The sequence below is a fragment of the Arthrobacter sp. DualSoilB13 genome, from assembly GCF_055389195.1.
This window is the reverse complement of the sequence record NZ_AP035865.1, coordinates 339,876-359,221: the sequence shown is the minus strand read 5'-3', so window position 1 is coordinate 359,221 and position 19,346 is coordinate 339,876. Positions and strand designations below refer to the sequence as shown.

At 62.6% G+C, this 19,346-nt stretch carries 21 protein-coding genes; 11 read left to right on the top strand and 10 right to left on the bottom strand.

All coding sequences use genetic code 11. The features are described 5' to 3' along the window. Positions 1-6: 6 nt before the first annotated feature. Positions 7-894, bottom strand: coding sequence for a glycerophosphodiester phosphodiesterase family protein (locus ACZ5J0_RS01790; RefSeq protein WP_464094030.1), 888 nt, complete (start codon positions 892-894; stop codon positions 7-9). 50 nt (positions 895-944) lie between these two features. Between ACZ5J0_RS01790 and ACZ5J0_RS01785 the strand changes: the two genes are divergently transcribed. Beyond that, positions 945-2,291, top strand: a complete 1,347-nt coding sequence (locus ACZ5J0_RS01785) for a DUF445 domain-containing protein (RefSeq protein ID WP_166841138.1) — start codon at positions 945-947, stop codon at positions 2,289-2,291. A 40-nt stretch (positions 2,292-2,331) separates the two neighbouring features. Continuing rightward, entirely contained in the window at positions 2,332-2,760 is a 429-nt protein-coding gene (locus ACZ5J0_RS01780; RefSeq protein WP_142936979.1) for a VOC family protein, read from the top strand. Between the two features lie 90 nt (positions 2,761-2,850). On the opposite strand, the gene ACZ5J0_RS01775 is transcribed toward ACZ5J0_RS01780, so the two are convergent. The 3 genes from ACZ5J0_RS01775 to ACZ5J0_RS01765 are packed head-to-tail and all read right to left on the bottom strand — an operon-like array spanning position 2,851 to position 5,247. Further along, on the bottom strand, positions 2,851-3,660 hold the full coding sequence (locus ACZ5J0_RS01775) for a biotin-dependent carboxyltransferase family protein (protein WP_223941551.1): 810 nt from the start codon (positions 3,658-3,660) through the stop codon (positions 2,851-2,853). 35 nt (positions 3,661-3,695) lie between these two features. Next, positions 3,696-4,445: a LamB/YcsF family protein gene (locus tag ACZ5J0_RS01770; protein WP_223941550.1), complete on the bottom strand. Its 750-nt coding sequence runs from the start codon at positions 4,443-4,445 to the stop codon at positions 3,696-3,698. After that, a complete protein-coding gene (locus ACZ5J0_RS01765; protein ID WP_464094029.1) occupies positions 4,429-5,247 on the bottom strand; it encodes a hypothetical protein in 819 nt (272 codons plus the stop codon). Before ACZ5J0_RS01765 ends, ACZ5J0_RS01770 begins: the two co-directional genes overlap by 17 nt. Positions 5,248-5,446: 199 nt before the next feature. On the opposite strand from ACZ5J0_RS01765, the gene ACZ5J0_RS01760 reads away from it, so the two are divergent. Next, complete coding sequence (locus ACZ5J0_RS01760; protein WP_165450140.1) at positions 5,447-5,614, top strand: hypothetical protein; 168 nt, start codon at positions 5,447-5,449, stop codon at positions 5,612-5,614. A gap of 78 nt (positions 5,615-5,692) precedes the next feature. Then, positions 5,693-7,015, top strand: a complete 1,323-nt coding sequence (locus ACZ5J0_RS01755) for an MFS transporter (RefSeq protein WP_464094028.1) — start codon at positions 5,693-5,695, stop codon at positions 7,013-7,015. Between the two features lie 31 nt (positions 7,016-7,046). On the opposite strand, the gene ACZ5J0_RS01750 is transcribed toward ACZ5J0_RS01755, so the two are convergent. Further along, on the bottom strand, positions 7,047-7,427 hold the full coding sequence (locus ACZ5J0_RS01750) for an META domain-containing protein (protein ID WP_223941548.1): 381 nt from the start codon (positions 7,425-7,427) through the stop codon (positions 7,047-7,049). Between the two features lie 368 nt (positions 7,428-7,795). Here ACZ5J0_RS01750 and ACZ5J0_RS01745 point away from each other — a divergent pair, with 368 nt between their 5' ends. Then, positions 7,796-8,089: a hypothetical protein gene (locus tag ACZ5J0_RS01745; protein WP_142936985.1), complete on the top strand. Its 294-nt coding sequence runs from the start codon at positions 7,796-7,798 to the stop codon at positions 8,087-8,089. Between the two features lie 14 nt (positions 8,090-8,103). Here the strand turns inward: ACZ5J0_RS01745 and ACZ5J0_RS01740 are convergent, their stop codons facing one another. Next, positions 8,104-8,841 (bottom strand): GAF and ANTAR domain-containing protein, encoded by a 738-nt coding sequence (locus ACZ5J0_RS01740; protein ID WP_142936986.1) that lies wholly within the window; start codon positions 8,839-8,841, stop codon positions 8,104-8,106. Positions 8,842-8,976: 135 nt separating this feature from the next. Here ACZ5J0_RS01740 and ACZ5J0_RS01735 point away from each other — a divergent pair, with 135 nt between their 5' ends. After that, positions 8,977-9,186, top strand: coding sequence for a hypothetical protein (locus ACZ5J0_RS01735; protein ID WP_142936987.1), 210 nt, complete (start codon positions 8,977-8,979; stop codon positions 9,184-9,186). A gap of 70 nt (positions 9,187-9,256) precedes the next feature. Here ACZ5J0_RS01735 and ACZ5J0_RS01730 read toward each other — a convergent pair whose 3' ends face one another. Next, on the bottom strand, positions 9,257-9,478 hold the full coding sequence (locus tag ACZ5J0_RS01730) for a hypothetical protein (protein WP_142936988.1): 222 nt from the start codon (positions 9,476-9,478) through the stop codon (positions 9,257-9,259). A 248-nt stretch (positions 9,479-9,726) separates the two neighbouring features. After that, on the bottom strand, positions 9,727-10,989 hold the full coding sequence (locus tag ACZ5J0_RS01725) for a helix-turn-helix transcriptional regulator (protein WP_142936989.1): 1,263 nt from the start codon (positions 10,987-10,989) through the stop codon (positions 9,727-9,729). A gap of 138 nt (positions 10,990-11,127) precedes the next feature. On the opposite strand from ACZ5J0_RS01725, the gene hxlB reads away from it, so the two are divergent. Together hxlB and hxlA are read left to right on the top strand one after the other, a co-directional pair. Next, positions 11,128-11,724, top strand: a complete 597-nt coding sequence (gene hxlB, locus ACZ5J0_RS01720; protein ID WP_223941546.1) for a 6-phospho-3-hexuloisomerase — start codon at positions 11,128-11,130, stop codon at positions 11,722-11,724. 75 nt (positions 11,725-11,799) lie between these two features. Then, a complete protein-coding gene (gene hxlA, locus ACZ5J0_RS01715) occupies positions 11,800-12,423 on the top strand; it encodes a 3-hexulose-6-phosphate synthase (RefSeq protein WP_464094027.1) in 624 nt (207 codons plus the stop codon). Positions 12,424-12,551: 128 nt separating this feature from the next. On the opposite strand, the gene ilvD is transcribed toward hxlA, so the two are convergent. After that, entirely contained in the window at positions 12,552-14,414 is a 1,863-nt protein-coding gene (gene ilvD / locus ACZ5J0_RS01710; RefSeq protein WP_223941545.1) for a dihydroxy-acid dehydratase, read from the bottom strand. An 86-nt stretch (positions 14,415-14,500) separates the two neighbouring features. On the opposite strand from ilvD, the gene ACZ5J0_RS01705 reads away from it, so the two are divergent. The 3 genes from ACZ5J0_RS01705 (at position 14,501) to mptB (ending at position 18,090) form a co-directional block, all read left to right on the top strand. Next, entirely contained in the window at positions 14,501-15,361 is an 861-nt protein-coding gene (locus tag ACZ5J0_RS01705; protein WP_250821676.1) for a helix-turn-helix transcriptional regulator, read from the top strand. A 47-nt stretch (positions 15,362-15,408) separates the two neighbouring features. Next, on the top strand, positions 15,409-16,296 hold the full coding sequence (locus ACZ5J0_RS01700) for an SGNH/GDSL hydrolase family protein (RefSeq protein ID WP_464094026.1): 888 nt from the start codon (positions 15,409-15,411) through the stop codon (positions 16,294-16,296). Positions 16,297-16,482: 186 nt separating this feature from the next. Then, positions 16,483-18,090, top strand: a complete 1,608-nt coding sequence (gene mptB, locus ACZ5J0_RS01695; RefSeq protein WP_464094025.1) for a polyprenol phosphomannose-dependent alpha 1,6 mannosyltransferase MptB — start codon at positions 16,483-16,485, stop codon at positions 18,088-18,090. Here mptB and ACZ5J0_RS01690 read toward each other — a convergent pair. After that, on the bottom strand, positions 18,087-19,319 hold the full coding sequence (locus ACZ5J0_RS01690) for a glycosyltransferase 87 family protein (protein WP_187697066.1): 1,233 nt from the start codon (positions 19,317-19,319) through the stop codon (positions 18,087-18,089). The two genes, mptB and ACZ5J0_RS01690, sit on opposite strands and share 4 nt — an antisense overlap. Between the last annotated feature and the right edge of the window lie 27 nt (positions 19,320-19,346).

Genomic DNA, 19,346 nt, shown 5'->3' with positions numbered 1-19,346 from the left:
TGCGATCTACTTGGACACCATCAACTGTGCGAGCACCTGGGCCGGCTTGTTGGTGGTGATCTCGTGGATGCCGAGTCCCTGACACAGGGCCACGTCATTCTCCGAGTCAACGGTCCACACCCGGAAGATGCGGCCCGCCTCTAACCAGCGCTGAACGTTGCGCGCGTGCTCACGTACGTAGTCGATGCCAGGACCCGCAATACCTACCAAGCCCTCATCCAGGACACGCTCCGCATCCTCTTGTGTTGCCCTCATGACGTTGGCAACAGCCCCGCCGGTAAAGAATCCCAGACCAAACTCCTCACGAATTTCCTTCGCCGAAAAATTGTCCACCAACTGGCAGACGTGCTTCCCGGGAACGGTCTCCAGCAGGCGCCCCACCGAGTCCGAGTCGAAGCTCATGAAGGAGATGTGGATGTTTTCCAGCCGTGACTCCTCCGGCGTCCAGCCCTCCTCTTCCAACAGGGCAAGAACACGATCTTCAAGTTTCAGTCCGTAGGGACTCGGGTGTTTGAGTTCAATGGCCAGGCCAATTTCGCGTCCAGCCTCACACAAAATGTCCAGCAGGTCCGGCAACGTGAGGAACTGATCCGACACACCCCCATAAGCCTCAGGGATCCGCGCACCCTTCCATGAGGAGAAGTCCAAGGCGCGGAGCTCCTCAAGAGTGCGCTCCGCAACCGGACCTGTCCCGGTGGACGTGCGGTCCAGGTCTGCGTCGTGGAGCAAGACGAGATGCTGGTCCCGGGTGAGGTGGATGTCGCACTCCACGCCGTCAGCGCCATCGGCAATGGCCTTCAGATAGGCGGCCCGGGTGTGCTCGGCAAACGCAGCACTGGCGCCGCGATGTGCATAGACCTTGGGCCGGCTTGGGGCGAAGTCGTCGCTAGTCATGCAGACACGTTAGCCCACACCGCTGCATGCTCGGGGGCTACGCTGGGCTAATGCAGGTGAACTCTGAACGAATCCCAACCGAAGACCTCACCAACCCCAATTCCACCACTGGCGCCGTGCCCCCACGCAGGGCTTCCGGCGTCGTCGCTCCCCCCACAGGAGACATGGAAAAAGCGGCAGCATTGCTCCGCATGAAACGGTTGGCCCTGGCACTACTGATCGCCATGGCGGTGATCTTCACGGTGGCGTTCGCGTTCCAGAAGCAGTACCCGTGGCTGGAATACGTCCGGGCGGCGGCCGAAGGCGGCATGGTGGGCGCCTTGGCCGACTGGTTCGCCGTCACCGCCCTGTTCAAGTACCCCATGGGCCTAAAGATTCCGCACACTGCCATCATTCCCCGCCGAAAGGATCAGATCGGCGAATCCCTCAGCGACTTCGTCGAAAGCAATTTCCTGTCCCAGGAGGTTGTGCAGGATAAGTTGGCGAGCATCGACATCGCACGCAAAGCCGGCACCTGGTTGTCAGCGCCCGGCGGTGCAGAGCGCGTAGCCAAGGAAGGCGGCGCGGTGATCCGTGGCGCCTTCACCGTACTGAATGACGACGATGTACAGGCGGTCATCGAGGGCATGGTCCGCAAGCACCTGCTCACCCCGCCATGGGGACCACCCGTGGGCCGCATGGCCGAACGGATCTTCGCTGACGGCCACCACCACACTTTGGTTGACCTCCTGGTAGACCGTGCGGCCGACTGGGTGGACGCCAACCATGCAACGGTGAACCGGCTCGTCTCGGATCGCTCACCCCTGTGGGTGCCGACGTTCGTGGACGGCCTGGTTGGTGACCGGGTTTACGTGGAACTATCCAAATTTGTTCGCGCTGTGCAGGCGGACCAAAACCACCAAGTACGGCAATCGATCGACGCCTACCTTGCAGACCTGGCCCAGGACCTGCAGCATGATCCCGCCATGATCGAGCGTGCCGAGTCCATCAAGGCACAGATCCTTGGCGACCCCGAGGTCCGCGAACTGGCGTCCCGCACGTGGGGAACGGTAAAGACTGCGCTGCTCAACGCCGTCGACGATCCCCACAGCGAACTGAGCCAGCGCTTCAAGAGTGCCGTCCGCGACTTTGGCACGCGCCTGGTCAACGATGACGAACTGGCCGGCAAGGTGAACACCTGGATTGGCGATGCTGCCGGGTACCTGGTGAATACGTATCGCTCGGACATCGCTGGCGTCATCTCCGATACCGTAGCCCGCTGGGACGCCGAGGAAACATCGCAAAAGATCGAGCTTCAGGTGGGTAAGGACCTCCAGTACATCCGCATCAACGGAACCGTGGTGGGCGCCCTGGCCGGCTTGGCGATCTTCACTGTGGCGCATCTGCTCTTTGGCTAAGGCGCTGGAGCTATGAAGTCTGCCTTGGTAGCTTCAACGCATGCCTATCAAACTTGAAAACGTCGGTATTGCGGTTCGGGATCTCGAAGAAACCATCGCCTTCTTCACGGATCTGGGGCTCACAGTCTTGGGCCGGGATACGGTCAGCGGTCAGTGGGCCGACACCGCCGTGGGGTTGGACGGCAACCACGCAAAAATCGCGGTGCTCCAAACCCCGGACGGCACGGGCCAACTTGAGCTCTTCGAATACCTGCACCCTGACGCGATAGAGACAGATCCCACCCTTCCCAACGAGATCGGCATGCATCGCGTGGCTTTCTCGGTTGACGACATCGACCACGCCCTTGAGATAGCCGCCAAGCACGGATGCCACCCGCTGCGCGGTGTGGCGAACTACCAGGACGTCTACAAGCTCACGTATCTTCGCGGCCCCAGCGGGATTCTGGTCATGCTGGCGCAGAAACTCTAAAGGGAGACACGTCCATGCCACGCACCCTGATTGGGAACATGTGCTGTGGCACCCGGACGCGGTTCTGTGGGCGGAGCTGAGCTTTCCCCCTCAGCCCAAAAGATGCACCATTTGTCCAGGCCTGGCTTGGCCGATCAGGTCCAGGTCCTCGTCCCGGACCACTGCGATGACCGGGGACTCGGCAGTACCCGGGTGGCCGGCCAGGGCAACAACAGGAAGGCCCGACGGCGGCAGCAGGACAGAGCCCGATATTCGCGGTTGGGGTTGGCCTGATTCCGTAGCGGCATCCAAAGAAGCGGCAGCACCGTCAAGTGGTCGGCCAGCGAGCCGCGCACCCACCCGATCCGATTTCGGCGAGAGAATCCAGGGTTCACTGGTCAATCGAAGCCACGTACCGGCGTCGAAGTTCGTTGCCTGCGGCCCGCGCGAAATCCTGACCACCACCGGGCGTTCCGGATCCAAAGCACGCCGGGCAGGGTGGTTCACGTCGGGGAAACCATAACCATGCGGGCGTCCGAACTTTAAAGCCGCACCAGCGCGCAGCGCCTTTCCTTGTGGGGCCTCTCCTTGCGCCGACAGTCCGCCCTGGACCGCCAGGTAGTAGCGAATACCAAACAGGGCAGGGCCGAACTCAAGTACTGCTCCGGGCGGGACCCTAACGGCTTTGTTCAGCGGAAGTTCGTTGCCGTTGAGGGTTACCAGGCCCTCGGCACCGGTGACCGCCACAGCCGAGCCCGTCACGAACCTCAGCTTCAGCCCGCCCAGCAGCACCTCAAGTCCAGTGGCGGAGTCCGGGTTGCCCAAGAGGGCATTGGCCAAGCGCATGGACGCGCGGTCCAGTACGTGTTCAGGACCGAGAACCAGCGTGCTCGATCCCGGCTCCACCACCACCGCACCCATCGGACCTCCCCAGTCACACGTTTACGGACACGGATTTATGCGAACGCTTCAATCTCAACGCCGGCCTTCTCCAAGCCCTCCCGAACCGCAGCAGCCATGTTCACCGCGCCGGGCGTATCGCCGTGGATGCACAGCGAATCGGCCTGCACTGGCACCACTGTTCCGTCGATGGCCAGCACTTCCTTGCGTGTTGCCAGCCGCACGGCCTGGGCCACCACGGCTGCGGGGTCTTGCAGCACGGCGCCTTCCTGCGTACGCGGTACCAGGGTCCCGTCCGGCAGGTAAGCCCGGTCCACGAATGCTTCGCGGAACACCGGGTGCCCGGCTTCTTCGGCGAGCGTCAGCCACGCTGACCCTGGCAATCCGAGAACCGGCAGACCGGGATCGTAAGCATGGACGGCCGCCACCACGGCTTCTGCCTGCTCAGCGTCGCGGACAATCCTGTTGTAAAGCGCGCCGTGGGGCTTGACGTAGTCCACCGATGCTCCCACCGCGTGGGCCATGCCGTCGAGGGCACCAAGTTGGTAGAGAACGTCTCCGAACAACTCGTCAAAAGTCATGTCCATGGAACGCCGCCCGAAGCCGGCCAGGTCCCTGTACCCCACATGGGCGCCGACGCGGACATCCAGTTCGAACGCCGCACGGCAGCTGTCCAGCATGGTGAGGGGATCCCCGGCGTGAAATCCGCAGGCCACGTTGGCGCTGCTCACGATGCGGAACATCGAGGCGTCGTCCCCCATGGTCCAGGAGCCGAAGGACTCCCCGAGGTCAGCGTTCAGATCCACTGCTACCGCCTTCCAAAGTCGGGTTGTTCACGGTGTTCCTGGGAGCGTTTGGGAGCAGCTCGCCAGGGACGGTGTCCGGTAACGGGCCGAACGCTTCCTTGGCGGTGGACACCACAGCACGGCCCATCATCAGGTTGCCGCCGCCACCCACTACGGCGCCTATGCCGAACGGCAGGGCGCGTCCGAGGAACGCGGTTCCTTGCCGCTTCAGGAGGTTCTTCAGGAACGCACGCTGGATGGAGTCCCGGATGACTCCGAAGCCGCTTCCTGGAATCTTCTTGGTCAGCGTCCGGCCCCAGGCATTGGTCACGCCTTTGCCGCGCCCCAGCGATTGACCGCTCAGGGCACCCAGCATGGACGTGCCTTCTTCTCCCAGCATGATGGCCATGACCATGGTTTGCGCGCGCACAGGATCCGTCAGCCGAATGCCGTGCAGCTCCGCAAGCGACGACGCGTAGAGCGCTGTGGTCTCCAGGAAGCCCACGGTTGCGAGCGCGGATAGTCCCAGCGACGCCGCGGTTCCAATACCAGGCACGACGGCGGTAGCACCCACCGCCGCGCCCCCGCCGGAGATGGCCAGCAGGTAGTGGCGCTCCAGCTTGGCGGCCAGCTGCGCCGGTGAATCATTGGGGTGCCTCCGTTGGAGCCGGCGGAGGTTGGCCAGGACCAGGGGTTGCTGGACTTCCACAGCCTTCAGCAGCATATTGTGCACTCCGGGCTTGGTGTTGCCTTCAGCGTCAAAGACTGCGTTGTGGGCTGTTTCCTGGGCGATCTTCACCGCCGGGTTGGGGCGCTTGGGCATCTTCACCTCTCCTTGGCAGTTAGTCGTTTCACGGGGAACTGCTTGCTTCAGCCTATGCCACGCCCTCGCTTTGCGAGACACGGTAAAGGCCGTATGTGGACAGTATTCCGCGGAGAGCGGACCCCCATCGACCATCCTCCGGGCGTAAACTGGGATGCACTCACGGAAGCAGTCCAATCAAGGACAGGGAGTATCCGTTATGAACGCCTCGGACAGGAACGAACATGCCGTCCGGCACCACGCCGACACACCGGCGGAGGGTGAAACTGAAGGCTGGGTTCCGCACGATACCGGTTTGCACAGCCAGGACCCCGCAGAAGGTGCGGACATCGACGACGACGACGCGCCGCCGTCGGGCGCTTCCTAACTGGAGTTTCCTCCCGGACCCGGGTTCGGTAACCGGGGTGCCAGGCACGCCACCAACACACAGGTTTAGGCTAGTGAAATGGCCTCGCTGAGAGCGTTGCGTCCCTTTGCACACCGGGAATTCCGGGTGTTGATTTCCGCGCTGTCCATTTCCATCTTCGGCTCCGGTATGTGGGCGGTGGCGATGGTTTATGAGGTGATACACCTTGGCGGCGGCCCGCTTGAACTGTCCTTGGTGGCCACCGCAGCCAGCATCGGGTTGGTGGGCTTCGTCCTGGCCGGTGGCATCGCGGCGGACCGGTTCCCGCAGCGGCTCCTGATCATCGCGGTGGAGGGCGCCAATCTGGCTGTCATTGCCACCATCACAGCGCTTGCCATGTTCAATGTCATTGAACTGTGGCATCTGGCCGTGGGTGCTTTCGTCATAGGTGTGGGCCAGGCATTCTTCTTCCCCGCGTATTCGGCCATGCTCCCGCGGATCCTGCCCGCCGACGATCTCCTGGCGGCAAATGGCCTGGAAGGAACAGTTCGGCCGGTTTTGCAGCAGGCGGCCGGTCCGGCCATCGCGGGAATCCTGGTGGCAGTGCTGTCCCCGGCCCATGCAGTGGCCGGGGTGGCCGTTTGCCACCTGCTGGCGTTTGGGATGGTGAACCTCCTGAGCCGTCAAGCGCCACTCGCTCCAGGCCGGGGTGACGCTGGACCGGACGCTGCAGCCCCCGTCACCGGCAAATCCTCGCTGATCAAGGACCTCCGGGAAGGATTCAGCTACACCATCCGCACGCCGTGGCTTCTGTGGACCCTTATCTGGGCGTGTTTGTCCGTGCTTTTCCTGATCGGTCCCATCGAGGTCCTGCTTCCGTTCGTGGTCCGCGATCAATTGGGCGGCGACTCGAGGACGTTCGGCTTCCTGCTGGCAGTTATGGGAGTAGGCAGCGCCGCGGCCGCGCTGGCCACGGCAACGTTCCGCCTTCCCCGACGCTATCTGACCGTGATGGTGGTGACGTGGGGGTTGGGAAGCCTGCCGGTTGCCGCGATCGGATTCATGGACAATTTCTGGGTGCTCGGCGCCGCGATGCTCGTCTTCGGTGCCACCGAGGGAGTTGGCATGGTCATCTGGGGGACCCTGCTGCAACGGCGAGTGCCACGGCATTTACTGGGCCGGATTTCGAGCCTGGACTTCTTCGTTTCGCTGGCCTTGATGCCGGTGTCCATGGCGCTGGCCGGGCCCATGGCCGAGGTAATTCCTATCTGGCTCATCTTCTTCGTTGCCGGTTTGGTGTGCCCCATCATGGCCTTCGTGGCGCTCTTCGCAGCACGCATGATGACCGACGAGATTGAGAACCCCTTGTCCTCCAGCACCGCGGATCCGGAATCTGCAGACACCCAGCCGGACTCCGTATAGTTCGCTGCCTCGGGCTCCAATCGGGTTTCGGTTACTTGCCGGGAGCGAGCGTCCCGATCACATCCCCGCCCTGGCCGAACACAGCCAACTTTCCGTCTTCCTGGATCTTGGCCGTCGCGGCCTGCGAAAGCCAGGTATCGACGCCCTCGCAGGCCATGCGGGTGGACGCGAAACCTCCGAACGAGATGGTCTTGCCGTCCTCTTTCCACGTTCCCATGAGCCTGTTGCAGCCATCTGTTCCGGTGGCACTGCCATCTGAGGTGAGGTCCAGGGAGGGTTGCTTGGAATCGCTGGTGTCACCCCAGACACCGACGAAAGGACTGGTGCCGCTTCCGGCGCAGCCTGCCATCACGATGGCTGCAATGAATGCCAGGGAAACAGCGCGGAGGATGCGGGGCTGGGTGTGCGCCATGCGGTCAGTCTAGGTTTGCGCAATCCGGCCGTCTACCGGATCGTGCGGTCGGCCGCGACTCAGACGACCGACCGCACTAGCCCGGTTTACGCAGTGATGGCGCCCCGGGCGGGCCCCAGAACCCGCCACACCCACCACTGCTAACTCCGTCGGTGAACCGCAACGCGGCCGAAAAGGGCAACGGCGCAGAGCGCGATTCAACGACATGGGCACTGGATATGTGCTCTGACCTGCGGAAACGTGATGCAGAATTCGGATTAAAGTTTCAGCTCCAAAGAAACACGCCAAAATTGCCGACACTTTCCGGCTTTTCACAACACTCATCAGCAGTAGGAAAAGTGAGTAAATGACGCCCCGCAGGAGCAAATATGAAACTATCTCAAAGTCCGGCCTTCGTAACCACCCTGTCATTGACGGAACAGTCGGACATCCACCTTCTGTTCATGGCCGGTTTGGTCTTCGTTGCAGGCCTCGCCGGGTTGGGCACTGTTAGCCTGCTCCTGCTGCTTGCACCTTTTGCCACGCTCTTTCTGGGGCGCACCAGGCCCCGCAGGCTTGCCACAGTTTCCACCGCCCCTGCCCGCAAGCCCGACGGCGGTGCGCCGCGACCGCCGTCGTCACTTGGCGGCGGCAAGCAAGGGGCCGCTTGCACTGACCACTAGTCGTCAGAGCGCAACTAGTCGTCAAAGCGCAACTGATTGTCAGTACTGCCACTGAGGTTGGCGATGATTTCCGAGGCAACGGCGTGCAGTTTTTGGTTTCGGTGGCTTGACGCCTTGGTCAGCACGCTGAAGGCTTCGTCCTGGTTGCAACGGTTCTGGGCCATGATGACACCACATGCGAGGTCAATGACTGTTCTGGAGGACATCGCCGTCTTGAGGTCGGCGTTGAGCTGCTCCACCGCTTCGATCCTGATGGCCAGACGCAACGTGCTGCCCACTACATCGGCGAAGGCGGTAGCTTCAGCAATCACAGCATCCGTAAAGATGCCCGCTGTGGGTGCAAAGAAGTTGATGACCGCTTGAGATGTCTCGCCCAAGTCCATGGGAACGCCCAACGCACTGCGGACGCCCTCAGCTGCGAGCGCTCTGCTGTAAAGCGGCCATTTTGTGTCTGTGGCGACGTCAGCCAGAAGCACAGGATGCCCGGCGTCGAGGGCTTCCAAACAGGGTCCCTGCTGAAGTTCCTGTTCGATTTTGTCCAGCTGCACGGCCCTCTCGCTGCTGCCGGCAACTGTGGCGGTGCGTTTGCGCCGGCGCAGCGTCAAAGCGCAGTCGATGTTTTCGCCTGCTACCTTGCTCATCGCATCGCGGGCAAAGCCGGTCACCGCGTTCAAAATCCCGTGGATGTCGGAACTACCGACCACCAGCTCGTGCAGGCTTCTGATGTGTTCAGCATTTGCAGTGGGTTCCATGAGCCTAATCGTAGGAACACTTCGGCTTCCCGTCACCCATTGCCCGGGAATCCGAGCAGAAGGTATGGTTCATAAGTAAGGAACCTGATTAATCCACTCCGAGAGCGACCCGCCGCTTGCAACGGGACACCTGCCATGGAAGATCCACGCAAAACAGCGAGAGAGCTCATACGAAACCGGACCATAGATCTCGAAGACCTATGGATCAGGTACTGGGCCGAGGGAGGGAATGCTCCCGTCCTCGAGCTTGACGCCTACGTCTTTGAGATTCAGGAACGGCACCCCTTCGAGCTGCGGATATTGTCCTGGGCACTCGAAGACCTCGGCATCGACGCGCCACTCTGACCGGAAGCACCGTAACAGTCAGCGGACGACGGCGGGGACCTCCCGCCGTCGTCCGCTGATGCGGTGCGAGTTAGCCGGCTTTACCAGCCAGCGCGACCAGCACGCCGGCGGTGGCGAAATACTTATTGCTCCCGAGGTCCCTGACGGTCTTGATACCCAGTTCAGCGAGAAGTTCGCTGTGCTTGTCGGTAAGTCCGGCGAGCGCCGACGGCGGGGCCGCCAGGATTTCGTCAAGGGTGGAGTTCTCGTAGGCTTTATCGAGTGCTTTGCCCAATTCAACAGAAACAGCCAAGGCATTTCCTTTCATCGATACGGAACAATTGCAAACGTGCTGTAGAACATTAGCCCCTTTAGCTAAGCAACCTGCCAATTGAGGCAATGCGCCAATTGACGATCCGGGGCCGCATAACGATCAAGATAGCCCACAATGAGGCGCATTTGACCCCCGCGCCCCAAGGGAAATAAATATTCTCTGCCATCACCAGTCGGCGAATCGCTCAGCGTGTCCGCAGATGCGCCGACGCAAGGAAGTAAGTACAGCTAGCGAAGTCCGGCCGAGTGCGCCAAGGCAATCGCCTCTGCCCTGGAACGCACGTCGAGTTTTCGGAAGAGGTTACGGATGTGAAACTTCACCGTGTTTTCGCTGATATGAAGAGCGCCCGCGATGCTCCGGTTCCGCTGCCCAGCGGTGAGCAACTGCAGAACTTCCAGCTCCCTCGGCGCCAGATCCCAGACGGCAACGTCACCAATGGGCGCTGCCGGCGGGTCCAGCGGCAAGACCACGGAGATATCCGCACCCCACCCCTGCATCACGTCAAGGGACATCCGCCCATCAACGGCCTGCACCCGCTGCTGCAACCGGGTGATGCTGGGCGAGTCCGGAGTGAGGGCTCCAAGGCCGTCGTCGCGCACGTTGATCAGCAGGTTCTCACCGTCGCAGTCCCACTGCGCACGGACGCGCCGGACATCCGGCTGCTCCGCGATGGCCAACACAAGGCCGCGAACAACGGCGCGGGCAGCATGGGCTACTTCGCCAGGCAGAGCACGCCCGTTGGCGGGCGGCTCGATGAACTGAATGTCGATATTGCTGAAGTGCATCAAGGGCCGAAGATCCTCGCGAAGCCGCTCGAACGCAGTCACCACCGGCTCTTCCACAAGATCGCTGGTCCGGTCGCTAACCGTCCGCAGGTCCACCAAGGCCTTGACCGCGAGGTCCGTCACTGAGGTTCGGGCCGCGGCGTCGTCCATGGAGGTCGACCGCAGGGCCGCCAGCAGGGTTTCCAGAGTGGTGGAGTGCTGGTCGATCAGCTCGGCCGTCACACGGATCCGCTCAGCGGATGCCGCCCGCGATTCCAAAAGGTACGACGGCGGCGCGTCGGTTACTTTTTCCTGGATGCGTCGGGCGGTGAGTCGCCAAAGATAGCTGAGCAGACGAAGTGCCTCCTCTTCCTTTTGCGGTCCTTCAACCGGCGAAGGGTCGGTCAGGACCAGGAGCGCCTGACTGGGCCCATAGCCCAAGGCGAGAATTTCCCGTTCCTCACCGGCGATGAGCGCGGAAGTGCGCCATGGGACCTCGCCGGGCATCGCCGACCTCAGCCGGTCCAGTTCGGCGATGGATACGCGGCTGACCACGCCTTCATCACCCGCCTTCTTCTGGGGCCGCCCAGTGCAGTCCTCGGTAAAGATCACCAGGGCACTGCTGGCGAGGAACGGGAGTGTGGCGGTGCGGAGGGCTTCGGCGATGCGGTTCAGCGGCGCGGCTGCCAGATCGCTAATGGAGTGGAGGAGTGCCCAGTTCTGCATCCGGCCAGCATACGTGCCCAGCCCCGGCAGAAACTACCCAAAGGGGTGGGAAGAGCCATCCCAAATCAGAGTTACGCCCACCCGGTTACTGCACCAAGCTGGAAGGGAAGCAGAACCACGGCAAGTAAAGGAGAGAGTGTGGACGCCGTAGTAGACAAGCCCTCCCTGAGCGCTACACCAGCCCAGGCCGCCCTCAACCTGTCCCTGATCCAGGACGAAATAGTGAGCACCACCAATGCAATCGACGCCCACCAGCTGGCAGCCCTGGCAGGCAGGATCCGCAGGGCGGAGCGGATCTTCCTTGCCGGCGCCGGCCGCAGCGGGTTGGTTCTCCGCATGGCGGCCATGCGCCTCATGCACCTGGGCTTGACGGTCCATGTTGCCGGGGACACCACCACACCTGCCATCACCTCCGGCGACCTCCTTGTGGTGGCCTCCGGCTCAGGGACCACCTCAGGCGTGGTCAAGGCAGCCGAAACAGCCATCGCCGCCGGCGCGGACGTGGCTGCTCTGACCACCAACCCGGGATCACCTTTGGCCGGCATGGCCGATGCATTGGTGATCATTCCCGCAGTGCAAAAGACCGATCACGGCTCCGGCCTTTCCCGCCAATACTCCGGCAGCCTGTTTGAGCAATCCCTCTTCCTGGCAACCGAAGCAGTGTTCCAAACCCTGTGGGAGAACACCGAAGAGCCCGCCGAGCAACTCTGGCTGCGCCACGCCAACCTCGAATAGCTCGCGCCAAAACCCGCTTCGCCCCAACACTCACCATCCGTTCCAAACGAAACCCTCCGAAAGAAAGAAGAACCCATGAAACTGCAGGTAGCACTGGACCTCCTTACCGTCGAGGACGCCCTTGACCTGGCCGGCAAGGTGGCCGAGCACGTGGACATCATCGAGCTCGGGACGCCGCTCATCAAGGCTGCCGGTTTGACCGCCGTCACCGCCATCAAGGATACCCACCCCACCAAGATCGTCTTCGCCGACATGAAGACCATGGACGCCGGCGAGCTCGAAGCGGATATAGCGTTCAAGGCTGGAGCGGACCTCGTTTCGGTCCTGGGCACCGCTGACGACTCCACCATTGCCGGCGCGGTGAAGGCCGCCAAGGCGCACAACAAGGGCATCGTGGTAGACCTGATCGGCGTGGCGGACAAGGTGTCCCGGGCCAAGGAAGTTCGCGCGCTGGGGGCCAAGTTCGTCGAGTTCCATGCAGGCCTGGATGAGCAGGCGCAGCCCGGTTACAACCTGCGCACCCTGCTCAACGCGGGCGAGGAAGCACGCGTCCCGTTCTCCGTGGCCGGCGGGGTGAATGCTGGGACCATCGCAGCAGTGCAACTGGCGGGCGCCGACGTCGCCGTCGCCGGCAGTGCCATCTACAGTGCCGCAGATCCCGAGCTGGCCGCGAAGGAACTGAAGGCAGCCATCAACTGATCCAGCCCTCAACTAAAACCGTCGACCTGCCCATCCGGGCAGGTCGACGGTTCTGTTGGCGCCGCACCGGCGTCGTACGTTGGTGAAGTACGACGACGGCAGGCGGCTTTCTGTTGAAAACGAAACCCTTAGAGGTTTTCCACCAGGGAGACGTCGCGGACTGCGCCCTTGTCTGCGGACAGCGCCATGGCGGCGTAGGCGCGCAGTGCGGGAGACACGTGGCGTTCGCGGTCCTTGGGCTTGTAGCCGCCGTTGACCAGGAGCTTTTCGCGGCGTTCGGCGAGGATCTCGTCGGAGACCTGCAACTGGAGGGAGCGCTGGGTGATGTCGATGCTGATGATGTCGCCGTTCTCCACCAGGGCGATGGTGCCGCCGGAGGCAGCTTCCGGGGAGATGTGCCCGATCGACAGGCCGGAGGTGCCGCCGGAGAAGCGGCCGTCCGTGATGAGGGCGCACTTCTTGCCCAGGCCGCGGCCCTTGAGGAACGAGGTTGGGTAGAGCATTTCCTGCATGCCGGGTCCACCTCGAGGTCCTTCGTAGCGGATCACCACCACATCGCCTTCCTTGATGGTCTTGTTCAGGATCTTCTCCACGGCTTCGTCCTGTGACTCGCACACCACTGCGGGGCCTTCGAAGATCCAGATGGACTCGTCCACACCGGCAGTCTTCACCACGGCGCCGTCCGCTGCGACGTTGCCGCGCAACACAGCCAAACCACCGTCCTTGGAGAACGCGTGCTCCACCGACCGGATGCAGCCATCTTCAGCGTCCGTGTCCAGGGAGGTCCATACGTTTGACTGCGAGAAAGCTGTGGAGGACCGGACACCACCGGGAGCGGCGTGCCACAGCGCTTTGGCTTCTTCCGTTGCCTTGCCGCCGCGGACATCCCAATCATCCAGCCAGCCGTCAAGGTCGTTGGAGTGCACCGAGTGGACGTTCTTGTGCAGGAGGCCACCACGATTCAGCTCACCCAGCAGCGCCGGGATGCCGCCGGCACGGTGCACATCTTCCATGTAATAGGTCTTGTTGCCGGCAACGTTCGGAGCCACCTTGGCCAGGCAGGGAACCTGACGGGACTTGGCGTCCATTTCGGCCAGGCCGTAGTCAACGCCTGCTTCTTGGGCCGCAGCCAGCAAGTGCAGGATGGTGTTGGTGGAGCCGCCCATGGAGATGTCCAGGGCCATGGCGTTGTCGAAAGCCTCGGCAGTGGCGATGGAGCGCGGCAATACGGACTCGTCGTCGCCGTCGTAATAGCGCTTCACCAGCTCAACAATTGTTGAACCGGCTTTCTCGTACAGCGCTTTGCGGGCGGTGTGGGTGGCCAGCACGGAACCGTTGCCCGGCAGGGCCAGCCCGATCGCTTCGGCCAGGCAGTTCATGGAGTTGGCGGTGAACATGCCTGAGCAGGAGCCACAGGTGGGGCAGGCGTTCTCTTCGATCAGGTTGATGTCTTCATCTGAGATGGATTCGTCCACGGCGTCGGCAATCGCGTTCACCAGGTCAAGGGAGCGCACGGATCCGTCTGTCAGGGTCACGCGGCCGGCCTCCATGGGACCGCCGGAAACGAACACCACGGGGATGTTCAGGCGTAGGGCGGCCATGAGCATGCCCGGGGTGATCTTGTCGCAGTTGGAGATGCAGACCAGGGCATCAGCGCAGTGCGCGTTGACCATGTACTCAACGGAGTCGGCAATCAGGTCACGGGACGGCAGCGAGTAGAGCATGCCGGAGTGGCCCATGGCGATGCCGTCGTCCACGGCGATCGTGTTGAACTCGCGCGGCACGGCGCCTGCGGCGAGGATCGCGTCGGAGACGATCCGGCCCACGGGCGCCAGGTGGGTGTGGCCGGGGACAAACTCGGTGAAGGAGTTGGCGACGGCGATGATCGGCTTGCCGATGTCCGTGTTGGCAACGCCGGAGGCACGCAACAGCGCGCGGGCTCCGGCCATGTTGCGGCCGTGGGTGACAGTTCTTGAGCGTAGTGCAGGCATGAATACCATCCTGCTGTCGTTCGTCACAGGGCGGAAGACGGTGCTGCTACTAGTACTGGTAGTACCAGAGTAATAGTGTTGAGCCCGTGAAAGATGAGAGACGCAAAGAACTGGGACTGTTCCTCAGGACGCGCCGGACCCAGGCCCTGCGTTCCGATTACGGGTTGCCCCCGGTGGGCAGGTCCCGGGAACGCGGTCTCCGACGGGAAGAGATCGCCTTCCTCTCCGGGGTCAGCGTCACGTGGTACACCTGGCTGGAGCAGGGCCGGGACATCAGCCCGTCGCGGCAGGTCCTGGAATCCATAGCCCGCGCACTGCACCTCTCGGACACCGGCCTAAGCTACGTGCTGTCCCTGGGTGGCTACTCCTCTGCCCTGCCCAAAGGGCCCGTGGCGGCCGATGCCCCCGCCCATGTGCAACGGCTTCTGGACGCGCTGGACCCCAACCCGTCCTATGCGTTGTCCCCGGACTGGGGCGTGGCCGGGTGGAACCGCGCCTATGAGGCGCTGTACCCGAATATAGGAACGTTCGACGCCGCGGACAGGAACCTGTTGTGGTTGGTGTTCACTGACCCCTATGTCCGGGACCTGCTCCCGGACTGGGACGTCACCAGCAAAAGGTTCCTTGCGGAGTTCCGGGCAGAAACCGGGCAGCGGCTGGGAGACCCGGACGTGGCCTACCAAGTGGAGCGGCTCAAGGAAGCCAGCCCGGAGTTCCAGGAAAGTTGGGACCGCTACGACATCCTGGGCTTTGAGTCCCGCGAACGGCAGTTTCACCATCCCGCCGTCGGAGTGCTGCAGATGGAGCACCACCAGGTCTCGCCTTCGGACAGGCCGGACCTGCACATAGTGGTCTACACCCCGGCGCCGGGGAGCGACGCCGGGGAACAGATGCAGCGGTTGATGGGGGTTTTCGATACAGATATCGCCCGGAAGACGCGCTCTTAGGGGCATTAACTGTACTAAAACCCGATGATTCGGCGCACTATGGGGAGATGAACGCCCAATATACGGATGGCTCGGGGCAGGCCGGTTCCGGAAGTTTCCGGACCGGCCAGCACCCGTGGAGCCGTTATGTGGCTTTGGGCGATTCGTTCACGGAAGGTTTGGGGGATCCCGAACCGCGGAGCCCCGGCGGCCTCCGAGGCTGGGCGGACCGGGTTGCCGAGGAATTGAGCACTGGTCATGAGGATTTCGCCTACGCCAACCTGGCCATCAGCGGAAAGCTGCTCCACCAAATACTCGACGAGCAGGTGGGCCCGGCAATCGAGCTGCGCCCTGATCTGATCACCCTCAACGCCGGCGGAAACGACATCCTCTTCCACAGGAGCGATCCGGACAAGCTCGCCCTCGAGCTGGACGCGGGTGTTGAGCGGCTGGCAGCTACCGGCGCAACCATCCTGCTCTTTGCCGGGCCGGACTTTGGCGCTACCCCTGTGCTGGGGCTCGCCCGCGGCAAAGTGGCCATTTTCAACGAGAACATCAGGGTCATTGCGGCACGGCATGATGCCCTGATCGCCGACCTCTGGGCATTGCGCCAACTCACGGACCCCCGCATGTGGAATGCGGACCGGCTACATTTTTCCCCGCTGGGTCAACACACCATTGCCATCATGGTGCTCGATGCACTCAACGTCCCGCATTCCCTGGAACCGCTGACGCCCAAGGCCCTGCCCGAGCGGAACTGGCGTGAGGCGCGCGCGGGCGACATGATCTGGGCGCGGGAGCACCTGTTTCCGTGGGTGGTGCGCCGCTTGACGCAGCGAAAGGCCGACGACGGGCGGCACGCAAAGCGGCCGGAGCCAGGCCCCGTATTCGGAGCAAGCATGCCTCCAGGAGCATATATAGGCCGGGACCCGGGGACCACTCCTCAGCAGTCATGACATCAGGGGAATATTCCGCGGTATAACGGTGCACGGCTATGGAGTCCGTCACCCTTTGCCGCGCCTGTGGTGGTGTTGGCTGGATCGACGCTAAAATTTCACTTGCCGCAAGTACAAGCTCTTCGGCTTCAATCCGCGTTTCATTTCTTGGAAGCGCCATACCGTGAGTGGGGGAACCGACCAGTCATGACGGCAGGCAGTACCCCCAGTCCACATCCAGAGACCTCAGCAGCAGCAAGCCCGTCTACCTCCACTGCTACCAAGTCCCCGAAACCAACAACACCAGCAACAAAGCCCGTTGCGTATCCCGCTATTTTGCAGGGGTTCCTTGGCTCCTTGTTCATGTTTGCCGGTTCTATTGGCATCGGCTGGATCGCCAATGGCTCCCCCATGATCCGCCATCCCATAGTCATTGCCCTGCGCACTGAGGGCTGGGGCGTCACGGTCTCCGCTGTCCTCTTGACCGTGGGTGCCATGTTGCTGGTGCGTTCCTGGCTGCGTTTGGGCCAACGGATGGGCAGCTGGGAGGGGAACTCCCTCAAACCGATTGTCGCTGCGATCGGAGCCTGGTCTCTTCCCCTGCTGTTCGCTGTGCCCGTCTATTCGCGTGACGTTTACGCGTACATAGGCCAAGGCCGGCTGATGATGGAGGGCCAGGACCCTTACGACGTCGGCATCTCGGCTTTGAACAACTGGTTCGCCTTGGGCGCGGACCCGGCGTGGGCGGAAGCCCGTACTCCGTACGGCCCCTACTTCTTGTGGATGGCCCACGCCGTGGTTGCCATCACGGGCGCCCAGCCGGACGTATCAGTCCTGCTGTTCCGGCTACTTGCCGCAGGCGGGGTGCTGTTGTGCGTCATTTATGTGCCCAAGCTCGCGGAGCTCCATGGGATCAACGGTGCACGTGCGCTGTGGATCGCGGTGGCCAACCCGTTGTTCCTCATCAGTTTCGTGGCCAGTGCCCATAACGACGCCATCATGGTGGGCTTCGCTGTAGCGGGGACTTACTTCGCGGCAACCAAGCGGCCACTCCTGGGCATCCTGCTGGTGACACTTTCCGTCGGAATCAAACCCGCCACCGTCTTGTTGCTCCCCTTTATCGGGCTCATGTGGGCAGGTGCCGGTGCGTCCTGGCCGCGCAAGTTTGGAATCTGGGCAGCAACGGCCAGCATTAGCTTCGCCATCCTGGTGATCAGCGGCATCCCATACGGCCTTGGCCTGGGCTGGGCGTGGGCCATCACGGACCCCACCCCCGGCTTTACGGGCTACTCGCCGTCCGGCTTCATAGGCCAGCAGATCGAGTTCCTCGGCAATGCCCTGGGGCTTCCCGGCAATGCCATGGCGGACATTCTGCGAGCCGCCATGAAGTGGGGCGCTGTGGCCTTGGTGCTGGTGCTGATGTTCCGCGGGGACCATTCCAGGGTGGTTCGGAGAATGGCGCTTGCCTTCGCGGCGATCGTGCTGCTCTCCCCCATCATCCAGCCGTGGTACATCCTGTGGTTCGTCCCGTTCCTGGCTGTGACGGGGATCAGGGATGACTGGCAGATGCGGTGCCTCTACGTGGGGGTGACGTTCTTTGTGGTGTTCGGAGCGCAGGATCAGTTGTCGGTATGGTCCTTTGTGGAGGTCTCCGTGGACCTGTCCTCGCTGGCATTCGCCATTGCGCTGCTATTCGCGTTCTACCTGGTGTTCCTGGACATCCATACCCGCAGGCTGCTGGTTCAAGGCAAGTTATCGCGCTGGGTGGGGCAGACTGACCGTCGCCTGCTCCACCGCCCTCCGACTATCCGCTAGAGCGCTTTCGGGACCACCGGGGCGTCGTCGTGCTTTACTCGCCGCCCGAGTTCCACTGTCCGCTGCACCGACCACCACAGCAGTACCACCAGCAGGACGTTCCGGGTGGTCAGCACCGCAGCCATGACCGGGTGGGCGTGAATGAGCGGGGTGTAGAACAGCGGATAAATCACGAACGTGGTCATGGCAATGGCCATCAGCAAGGCTGCCGGCACCTTCCAACGGTTCCAGTCGTGCGTCAGCCCGGCAATGATCACAGGGGCCAGCCAGATAATGAACTGCGGCGAGCCCACCTTGTTGAACACGATGAACGCGGTAGTCATCATCAAGGCGCCCTCGAGGAACAGTTCCTCGCGCTCCGCTCCCCGCCTCAAGGCACGGATGAGAAGGATGGCGGCCGCGATAGCGGCAACTATCAGCAATGGCTGCATCAGGAACGCAGCAACCTCGGCACCGGGCCCGTAAACCTCCGTGGAGTTGATGGCCGTATTGTCCGCCATTTTGGATCCGGCAATGTTGAAGACACTGAGCCACACCCAGGGCGTGGAGAAAGTAGCTTCCAGTTGCATGCCGCGCTCACCCTGGTTGATCAAGAAGTCCAGGATGTGGCTGAAGCCACCGGCGAGGTACGTTCCAAGGCCTACGACGACGGTGACGCCCACCCCGGCAGCGACCATCTGCAGCCGGTTCTTCGAAGCAATGATCATGGGTGCCAGCACTGCTGCCGGCCACACTTTGATCCACGTCGCGATGCTCAGCAGAACTGAGGCAACAACGGGCCTTTGGGCTGCGCAGATCAACGCGATCAGCACGATGGGGGCTGTGATGCCCTCAACCCGGGCAAAGCTGAGATACCCCATGAACACGGTGAAGAACAGCCACCACCATGCGGGCGCGATCCCGGTAACACGCCGTGGGCCGCGCGTCAGGTACCAGAGGCCCAGGGCGTTGAGGGCAGTGATCCCCAGGGTCCACATCAACAAGTAGAGATCCGGACCGGCAATGCCTGCCAAGAAGATGGGAATCTGGGCAAGTACGGGGTAGACCCACGGACTGATTTTCCCGCTGAGGTTCTCCGGGTTGTAACCATCCATCGCCCACTGACGGTACTGCTCAGTGTCGCTGAAGGTGTTGCCGTTGAGGAAGAAGGACGCCATCCAGCACAGGAAGTAAAAGTGGACCACGGCGAATCCCCACCACACGCTGGAGGGGCGGGCGAACCACGCCACAACGGCAGGGGGCAGGACCCGGCTGCG

Coding starts and splice junctions, on each gene's coding strand:
- ACZ5J0_RS01745 (WP_142936985.1), top strand. CDS start 7,796: ATGAAACTATCTCAAAGTCCGGCCTTCGTAACCACCCTGTCATTGACG.
- ACZ5J0_RS01790 (WP_464094030.1), bottom strand. CDS start 894: ATGACTAGCGACGACTTCGCCCCAAGCCGGCCCAAGGTCTATGCACAT.
- ilvD (WP_223941545.1), bottom strand. CDS start 14,414: ATGCCTGCACTACGCTCAAGAACTGTCACCCACGGCCGCAACATGGCC.
- ACZ5J0_RS01765 (WP_464094029.1), bottom strand. CDS start 5,247: ATGCCCAAGCGCCCCAACCCGGCGGTGAAGATCGCCCAGGAAACAGCC.
- ACZ5J0_RS01735 (WP_142936987.1), top strand. CDS start 8,977: ATGGAAGATCCACGCAAAACAGCGAGAGAGCTCATACGAAACCGGACC.
- ACZ5J0_RS01700 (WP_464094026.1), top strand. CDS start 15,409: ATGAACGCCCAATATACGGATGGCTCGGGGCAGGCCGGTTCCGGAAGT.
- hxlA (WP_464094027.1), top strand. CDS start 11,800: ATGAAACTGCAGGTAGCACTGGACCTCCTTACCGTCGAGGACGCCCTT.
- ACZ5J0_RS01785 (WP_166841138.1), top strand. CDS start 945: ATGCAGGTGAACTCTGAACGAATCCCAACCGAAGACCTCACCAACCCC.
- ACZ5J0_RS01755 (WP_464094028.1), top strand. CDS start 5,693: ATGGCCTCGCTGAGAGCGTTGCGTCCCTTTGCACACCGGGAATTCCGG.
- mptB (WP_464094025.1), top strand. CDS start 16,483: ATGACGGCAGGCAGTACCCCCAGTCCACATCCAGAGACCTCAGCAGCA.
- ACZ5J0_RS01725 (WP_142936989.1), bottom strand. CDS start 10,989: ATGCAGAACTGGGCACTCCTCCACTCCATTAGCGATCTGGCAGCCGCG.
- ACZ5J0_RS01775 (WP_223941551.1), bottom strand. CDS start 3,660: ATGGGTGCGGTGGTGGTGGAGCCGGGATCGAGCACGCTGGTTCTCGGT.
- ACZ5J0_RS01740 (WP_142936986.1), bottom strand. CDS start 8,841: ATGGAACCCACTGCAAATGCTGAACACATCAGAAGCCTGCACGAGCTG.
- ACZ5J0_RS01750 (WP_223941548.1), bottom strand. CDS start 7,427: ATGGCGCACACCCAGCCCCGCATCCTCCGCGCTGTTTCCCTGGCATTC.
- ACZ5J0_RS01760 (WP_165450140.1), top strand. CDS start 5,447: ATGAACGCCTCGGACAGGAACGAACATGCCGTCCGGCACCACGCCGAC.
- ACZ5J0_RS01780 (WP_142936979.1), top strand. CDS start 2,332: ATGCCTATCAAACTTGAAAACGTCGGTATTGCGGTTCGGGATCTCGAA.